The 6171-nt window shown below is 66.0% G+C and carries 8 protein-coding genes; 4 read left to right on the top strand and 4 right to left on the bottom strand.

The genetic code is table 11. The features are described from left to right. Window positions 1–77 precede the first annotated feature (77 nt). Genes MTR64_RS10070 through MTR64_RS10055 form a run of 4 tightly spaced genes read right to left on the bottom strand, consistent with a single transcriptional unit; the run spans window position 78 to window position 2456 of the window. Complete coding sequence (locus MTR64_RS10070; protein WP_243993388.1) at window positions 78–569, bottom strand: hypothetical protein; 492 nt, start codon at window positions 567–569, stop codon at window positions 78–80. 41 nt (window positions 570–610) lie between these two features. After that, window positions 611–1357, bottom strand: coding sequence for a M48 family metallopeptidase (locus MTR64_RS10065; protein WP_243993386.1), 747 nt, complete (start codon window positions 1355–1357; stop codon window positions 611–613). Continuing rightward, window positions 1342–1842: a YcgN family cysteine cluster protein gene (locus tag MTR64_RS10060; RefSeq protein WP_243993384.1), complete on the bottom strand. Its 501-nt coding sequence runs from the start codon at window positions 1840–1842 to the stop codon at window positions 1342–1344. The genes MTR64_RS10065 and MTR64_RS10060 overlap by 16 nt, the downstream gene beginning before the upstream one ends. Then, window positions 1830–2456: an SCO family protein gene (locus MTR64_RS10055; protein ID WP_243993382.1), complete on the bottom strand. Its 627-nt coding sequence runs from the start codon at window positions 2454–2456 to the stop codon at window positions 1830–1832. The genes MTR64_RS10060 and MTR64_RS10055 overlap by 13 nt, the downstream gene beginning before the upstream one ends. Before the next feature lie 105 nt (window positions 2457–2561). Between MTR64_RS10055 and MTR64_RS10050 the strand changes: the two genes are divergently transcribed. The 4 genes from MTR64_RS10050 (at window position 2562) to feoB (ending at window position 6077) form a co-directional block, all read left to right on the top strand. Then, on the top strand, window positions 2562–3179 hold the full coding sequence (locus MTR64_RS10050) for an ankyrin repeat domain-containing protein (RefSeq protein ID WP_243993380.1): 618 nt from the start codon (window positions 2562–2564) through the stop codon (window positions 3177–3179). 13 nt (window positions 3180–3192) lie between these two features. Beyond that, window positions 3193–3846 (top strand): COQ9 family protein, encoded by a 654-nt coding sequence (locus MTR64_RS10045; RefSeq protein ID WP_243993378.1) that lies wholly within the window; start codon window positions 3193–3195, stop codon window positions 3844–3846. Window positions 3847–3981: 135 nt separating this feature from the next. Then, complete coding sequence (locus MTR64_RS10040) at window positions 3982–4236, top strand: FeoA family protein (RefSeq protein ID WP_243993376.1); 255 nt, start codon at window positions 3982–3984, stop codon at window positions 4234–4236. After that, on the top strand, window positions 4233–6077 hold the full coding sequence (gene feoB, locus MTR64_RS10035) for a ferrous iron transporter B (protein ID WP_243993374.1): 1845 nt from the start codon (window positions 4233–4235) through the stop codon (window positions 6075–6077). The genes MTR64_RS10040 and feoB overlap by 4 nt, the downstream gene beginning before the upstream one ends. Window positions 6078–6171 lie beyond the last annotated feature (94 nt).

The raw sequence follows: 6171 nt of genomic DNA, 5'->3' as shown, positions 1-6171 counted from the left end.
GCCCGGATTGGGGCGGCTGAGCGGCCGGGCGCGCGCGGCCAGAGCAGCGGCCGCCGCGAGCCAGCGCGCGTCCTCACTCACTGCTGCTGTTGTTCCTGCTGCTGCTTGGCTTTCGTTTCGGCGGCGGCCCGTCCGGCGGCGATTTCCGCCTTGGCCTTTTCATCCGCTGCCTTGTCCGCGGCAGCCTTTTCGGCGGCGGCGTCGCGCTCGATCTTGTCGACGTCCATGCCCGAGGCGCGGCCAATGGTGCGGTAGAGGTCACGTACTTCCTCGTCGCGTTTGGCCTGTTCGGCCTGCCAGGCTTCCTTGCGCTTCTGGTTCGCGAGGTTCTCGGCCATGATCTCCTCGTCGCTGCGGTGCGCGGGCAGGGTGGAGATGTAGATCACCTTGGGCGGCGGATGCGGCGCCTCGCCGCCTTGCTGCACCATGAGGTAGAACACCGCGAAAGTGCAGGCAGCAGCCAGCGCGGCGATGCGCCAGCGGTTGTGCCCGGCCTGATTCCAGACCAGCCGGAAGTCCGCGATCATCCCGGTAGGGCTGACGTCTTTCCAGTATCCCGAGCGCTTCATGAAAACCATCGGCGCTATCTAGGCGCTAATCGGGCGGAACGCTACCCGAATGGCGCGTAGAGCGAACGACCATGGGCCTTGAGCCAGCGGTTGGCCTCATGGACCGAGCCTTCGAACAGTTCCTTCAGGCAGTGATGGAACGCCGGGGAGTGGTCGAAATGGACGAGATGGGCGACTTCATGCGCGACGACCGAGCGGCGCACCATGTCGGGCGCCATGATCAGTCGCCAGTTGATCCGGATCGAGCCGTCAGGTGCGCAAGACCCCCAGCGCCGCCGCGCGTTTGACAGGGCCACGCGGCGGGCGGGCTCGCCTGCGCGTTCACAATATTCAGCAAGGTCCACGGTTAGTACGTCGAGCGCCTCGGTGCGCATCCAGCGCAGCAGGCGCGTTTCCAGCGATGCTTCGGGGCCGCCCAGATGGAGCGCTGTATCCGTCACCACCGGGCGTCGTGGCGCCTTGGGATCGTGGACCAGTTGCAGGGAGCGGCCGCGGAACTGCAGCTCTGTACCATGGGCAAGCACGACGGCCGGGGGCAGGGCGGTGAGCTGCCGCGCGAGCCAGTCGCGGCGCGATTGCGCGAAGGCAATCGCTTCGGCGGTGCGCGTCCAGCGAGGGATCGAGATGCGCACTTCGCTGCCATCGGGCGCGAGCCGCATGGTCATGCGCCGCGCGCGTTCCAGCCGCCGGATCACCACCGGCAAGGCGCGGCCCGCGACTTCCACTGTGGGATCGGCGTGCGGATCGCGGCGCAGCCAGTCGAGCACGGCGCTCAGCTCACGTCCCATGGCGCGGCGCCGTCGTCCTCGTATTCATCGTCATCATCTTCGCCGTAAGGCCAGACGATGTGGTGTTCGAGCGGACCGGCAACCGTCTCGCTGATGACCTTGCCCGCCACCGACATGCCCGCGCGGTGCACTGCCTCGCGGTCTCCGCAGACAAGATAGTGCCACTCGGGCAAAGGTTCGCCGTCCGCGCGCAGGCGGTAGGCGCAGCTGTGCGGAAGCCAGGCCAGTTCACCCGCGGTTTCCGGGGTCAGCCGGATACAGTCGGGCACAAAGCGGCGGCGATGGGTGTAGTCGCTGCAACGCGCGGTCGTGAGGTCGAGCAGCTTGCAGGCGACATTGGTGTGGTAGATCTCGCCGGTGTCGGCGTCTTCCACCTTGTGCAGGCAGCACTGGCCGCAGCCATCGCACAGCGCTTCCCACTCCTCGCGACTGAGCGAGGCGAGCGGCCGTTCCCAAAAGGGTTTGTCGTGGCTCACTGCACCCATTTCGCCAGTTCGGCGGCGACGGCGTCGGGGCCCTTGTCGGTGGGCAGCATGGCGATCGGCTTGCCGTCGGGGTCCATCAGGTAGCTGATGCGGCTGTGGTCCATCAGGTAGCCGCCGGCGGTATCCGCGCCGCGCTTGTGATAGACGGCGAAGGCATCGGCGGCCTTGTTTACCTGCTTGGGCGTGCCGGTCAGGCCCATCAGGCGCGGGCCGAAGGCGCCGGTCCATTCGCCGACGACCTCGGGCGTGTCGCGCGCCGGGTCGATCGAAATGAAGATCGGCTGCACCTTGGCTGCCAGATCGGGATGCGCCTTGGTGAAGAGATTGAAGCCGCGCATCATCGCCTGAACGTCCAGCGGGCAGGCATCGGGGCAAAAGGTGTAGCCGAAATAGACGATCCGCCATTCGCCCTTGAACTGGGCCCAGGTGACGGTCTTGCCGTTCTTGTTGACCAGCGTGAACGGGCCGCCGATCGCCGCGCCTTCGAGCGGCGGCTGCTCGGTCTGCTGCTGCTGGCAGGCAGCGAGGGGCATGGACAGGGCCAGACAAGCGGCCAGGGCAAAGGGGATTCGGGCGAACCGGGATTTTCGGTAGGTCATGGCGTGCCGGTTCATGCTCTGCTAAACGCGCCTATGCAAGGCGCGGTTGGCGGGCGTGTCCTGCGATTGAGAAGAGTCCGGAGGAATTTCAACGTGTCGAAGCGTAAGACCGCAAGCAGGATGTCCCTTTCCCGGGCGGTCCTGAGAGCCGCCGTTCCCGTATTGGCCATGGGCCTGATGATGCCCGCTCCCGCATGGGCGGACTTTTCGGATGGATACAAGTTCCTCGAAGCAGTGAAGAAGAAAGAGGGCGACAAGGTCGAGCAGGCGCTCATGGACTCGGGGTCGCTCGTCAACGCGCGCGATGTCTCCACCGGCGAGACGGCGCTGCACATCGTGACCCAGCGGCGTGACCTGACCTGGCTGAGCTATCTCGCTGGAAAGGGCGCCAATGTGAACCAGGGCGATGATCATGGGCTCACGCCGCTGCAACTGGCGGTCAACCTTGGCTGGCGCGAAGGTGCGGAGTTCCTCGTCGAGCATGGCGCGCGCACCGACGTGTCCAACGATGCCGGCGAGACGCCGCTGATTTCCGCAGTCCACCGCAAGGACAAGCAGTTGATGCAGGCGCTGCTGCAGGCGGGGGCGGACCCGGATGCAGCCGACAACTCCGGCCGCAGCGCGCGCGATTATGCGAAGCTGGAAGGTGAGGGGAACAGTCTCACCGCTACGATCGAGACTTACGCCAAGAAGGGCGCGTCGAAATCCTCAAAGCCGGTCTACGGCCCGGTTTTCTGAAGGCTGACGGATCATGGAAGACCCCACGACGCTTGATGCCCTGCGGGCACAACTGGCTCCGGCGATTGCCGATGCCGCCGCTTTCGACGGATGGACCATGCAGGCCATCGAGCATGCTGCCGACATGGCTGGTATCGACCCGGACCTTGCCGCATTCGCCTTTCGGGACGGGCAGATGGCCATGATCGAGGCGTGGATCGGTCATGTCGATGCGCGCATGGTGGAAACGGTTCCGGCCGCGACGCTGTCGAACCTGCCGATTCGCGAACGCATTCGGCGTCTGGTGATGGCCCGGCTCGACGCGGCGACCGGGCGTGAGGAGGCGCTGACGCGCGCGCTGGCGATCATGGCCATGCCGCGCAATGTGGCAACGGCCGCGAAGCTGGGCTGGCGCAGCGCGGACAGGATGTGGCGGCTCGCGGGCGATACCGCGACGGACTACAACCACTACACCAAGCGCGCGATCCTTGCAGGGATCTATGCCGCCACGTTGCAGGTCTTTGCCCGTGACACCAGTGAGGACAAGGCCGAGACCCGCGCCTTCCTTGATCGCCGGATCGAAGGCATCATGCGTTTCGAGAAGGCGAAAGGGCAGTTTCTGCGCAAGCCGGAGGAGCGCTTCAGCGTGACGCGGCTGCTGGGACGGATGCGTTACCCGGCGCATTGAGGCCCGTTTCCGGTAAGGCCTGAAACTCCGGGTTTCGTCACGGCGATCGCGCAAATTGATCCGGGACAATGACAGGTCCCCGAAGTTATTGCGAACCAGTTGCAATTGGTCGCAATTTCTGGCAGCCCGGCATTCATGACACTCGACTTGCTTCCCATCGGTGAGACGGCCCGAATCGTGGCGGTGAACTGGCCGGCGCTGGTGCCGGAGGAAGCACGCCGCCTGCGTGCGCTCGGGCTTGAGGAAGGGGCGCGTGTCGCTGTCGCTCATCGCGGCATTCTGGGCGGTCGTGACCCGATCGCGATCACGGTGGGGCGCATGACGGTCGCTGTGCGCCGGGCCCATGCGGTGGCTATGAATGTGGAGCTTCTCGAGAGGGCCAGCATTTGAGCCGTCCTCGTAAAGTTGCCCTGGTTGGGAACCCCAATGCGGGCAAGAGCGCGCTGTTCAACGCGCTGACCGGCGCGCGCCAGAAGATCGCGAACTATCCTGGCGTCACGGTCGAGCGCAAGTCCGGCCGGCTCATTCTGCCCACTGGCGAGCCGGTCGAGATGACCGACTTGCCGGGCGCCTACGGTCTCGATCCCACCAGTCCGGACGAGGAAGTCACGTCCAAGGTCATCAGCGGCCACTTCCCGGGCGAAGCCGCGCCAGATGTGCTGATAGTGGTGCTCGATGCCTCCAACCTCGAACAGCATCTCGTTTTCGCGCAGGAAGTGCTGGCGCTGGGCAAGCCCGCGGTCGTCGCGCTCAACATGGTCGATCTGGCCGAGCGTGATGGGCTGGTGCTCGATCCCGCCGTCCTGCAGGAAGAGCTGGGCGTTCGGGTGGTCCCGACCGTCGCCGTGCGGCGGCGCGGACTGACCGAACTGGGCGAGGCAATCGCTTCGGCCGAGGCGCGCCATCCCGGGCCGGGCCTGACCAATCTCACGCAGACCGAACGGCGCGTTGCCGCCCACGCCATGGCGGATGCAGCGATCCTGTCCGAATCGAAGCGCCACCGCCTGCACGCCCGGCTTGACCGAATGCTGCTCAACCCCTGGCTGGGGCCGGTGATCCTGCTGGCACTGCTGTTCGTGGTGTTCCAGGCGGTTTTCGCGTGGGCGACGCCGTTCGCTGACGCACTCGACGCGGGTGTGAGCTGGCTGCACGATACGGTGCGTGCATTGATGCCGGACGGTCTGCTGCGCGACCTGATTACCGAGGGCGTGATATCCGGCGTCGGCTCGGTCGTCGTGTTCCTGCCGCAGATCGTGATCCTGTTTGCCTTCATCCTGGCGATGGAAGCTTCGGGCTACATGGCCCGGGCCGCGTTCCTGATGGACCGGATGATGGCGCATGTCGGCCTGTCCGGGCGCAGTTTCATTCCGCTGCTCTCCAGCTTTGCCTGCGCCATTCCCGGCATCATGGCGACGCGCTCGATCACCGATCCCAAGGACCGGCTGACGACGATCCTGATCGCGCCGATGATGACCTGCTCGGCGCGCCTGCCGGTCTATGCGGTGATCATCGCCGCCTTCATTCCCAATACCAACGTCGGTGGCGGCGTTGGGCTGCAGGGGCTGGTGCTCCTCGCGCTCTATGTTGCGGGCGTGCTGGGGGCGATGCTGGTTGCGCTGGTGCTGCGCCGTTCGGTGACGAAGGGCGAGGCTTCGGGCTTCATCATGGAACTGCCCAAGTACCAGTTGCCGCGCCTCAAGGACATGGCAATTGGCCTGTGGCAGCGCGCGTGGATCTTCCTGCGCCGCGCGGGCACGATCATCTTCACCGTCACCGTGGTGCTGTGGATCCTGCTCAATTTCCCGCAGGCGAAGCCCGGCGAGAGCCAGGTCGATGTCTCGATCGCAGGCAGGCTCGCCAATGGCCTTGCCGTGGTGGTCGAACCGATCGGCTTCAACCGCGACATGGCGCTGGCGCTGATCCCCGCGATGGCCGCGCGCGAGGTGGCGGTTTCCTCGCTGGCGACGACCTATGCCGTCGATGCGGGTGACAACGAGGACCAGCAGGCCGCCGAACTCGGCGATCAGCTCAAGAGCCGCTGGACCCTGCCGATGGCGCTGGCGTTCCTCGCGTGGTTCGTCTTCGCGCCGCAGTGCATGTCGACCATCGCCGTGACCCGGCGCGAGACCAACGGCTGGAAATGGCCGGCGTTCATGCTCGCCTACCTGTTTGGCCTTGCTTATGTGGCGGCGGGCGCGACGTACTGGATCGCGGTAGCTGCCGGGCTTTGACGGCTGTGCAGGACAGGCGCGCCTGCCGTCTGGAAGCGAGGCCGCGAGGCACCGTGTGCTTCTGCCCGAAGGACCCATGCTTCGGGCACATGGC

It is taken from the genome of Novosphingobium album (ex Hu et al. 2023) (assembly GCF_022832385.1).
Lineage (GTDB): Bacteria > Pseudomonadota > Alphaproteobacteria > Sphingomonadales > Sphingomonadaceae > Novosphingobium > Novosphingobium album.
Note: the sequence above shows the minus strand (reverse complement) of the source record. Positions and strands in the feature narration are given on the sequence as shown.

Bases quoted from the DNA above. Each gene is read 5' to 3' on its own strand.
- MTR64_RS10070 (WP_243993388.1), bottom strand. From the start codon at position 569: ATGAAGCGCTCGGGATACTGGAAAGACGTCAGCCCTACCGGGATGATC.
- MTR64_RS10065 (WP_243993386.1), bottom strand. From the start codon at position 1,357: ATGGGACGTGAGCTGAGCGCCGTGCTCGACTGGCTGCGCCGCGATCCG.
- MTR64_RS10060 (WP_243993384.1), bottom strand. From the start codon at position 1,842: ATGGGTGCAGTGAGCCACGACAAACCCTTTTGGGAACGGCCGCTCGCC.
- MTR64_RS10055 (WP_243993382.1), bottom strand. From the start codon at position 2,456: ATGAACCGGCACGCCATGACCTACCGAAAATCCCGGTTCGCCCGAATC.
- MTR64_RS10050 (WP_243993380.1), top strand. From the start codon at position 2,562: ATGTCCCTTTCCCGGGCGGTCCTGAGAGCCGCCGTTCCCGTATTGGCC.
- MTR64_RS10045 (WP_243993378.1), top strand. From the start codon at position 3,193: ATGGAAGACCCCACGACGCTTGATGCCCTGCGGGCACAACTGGCTCCG.
- MTR64_RS10040 (WP_243993376.1), top strand. From the start codon at position 3,982: ATGACACTCGACTTGCTTCCCATCGGTGAGACGGCCCGAATCGTGGCG.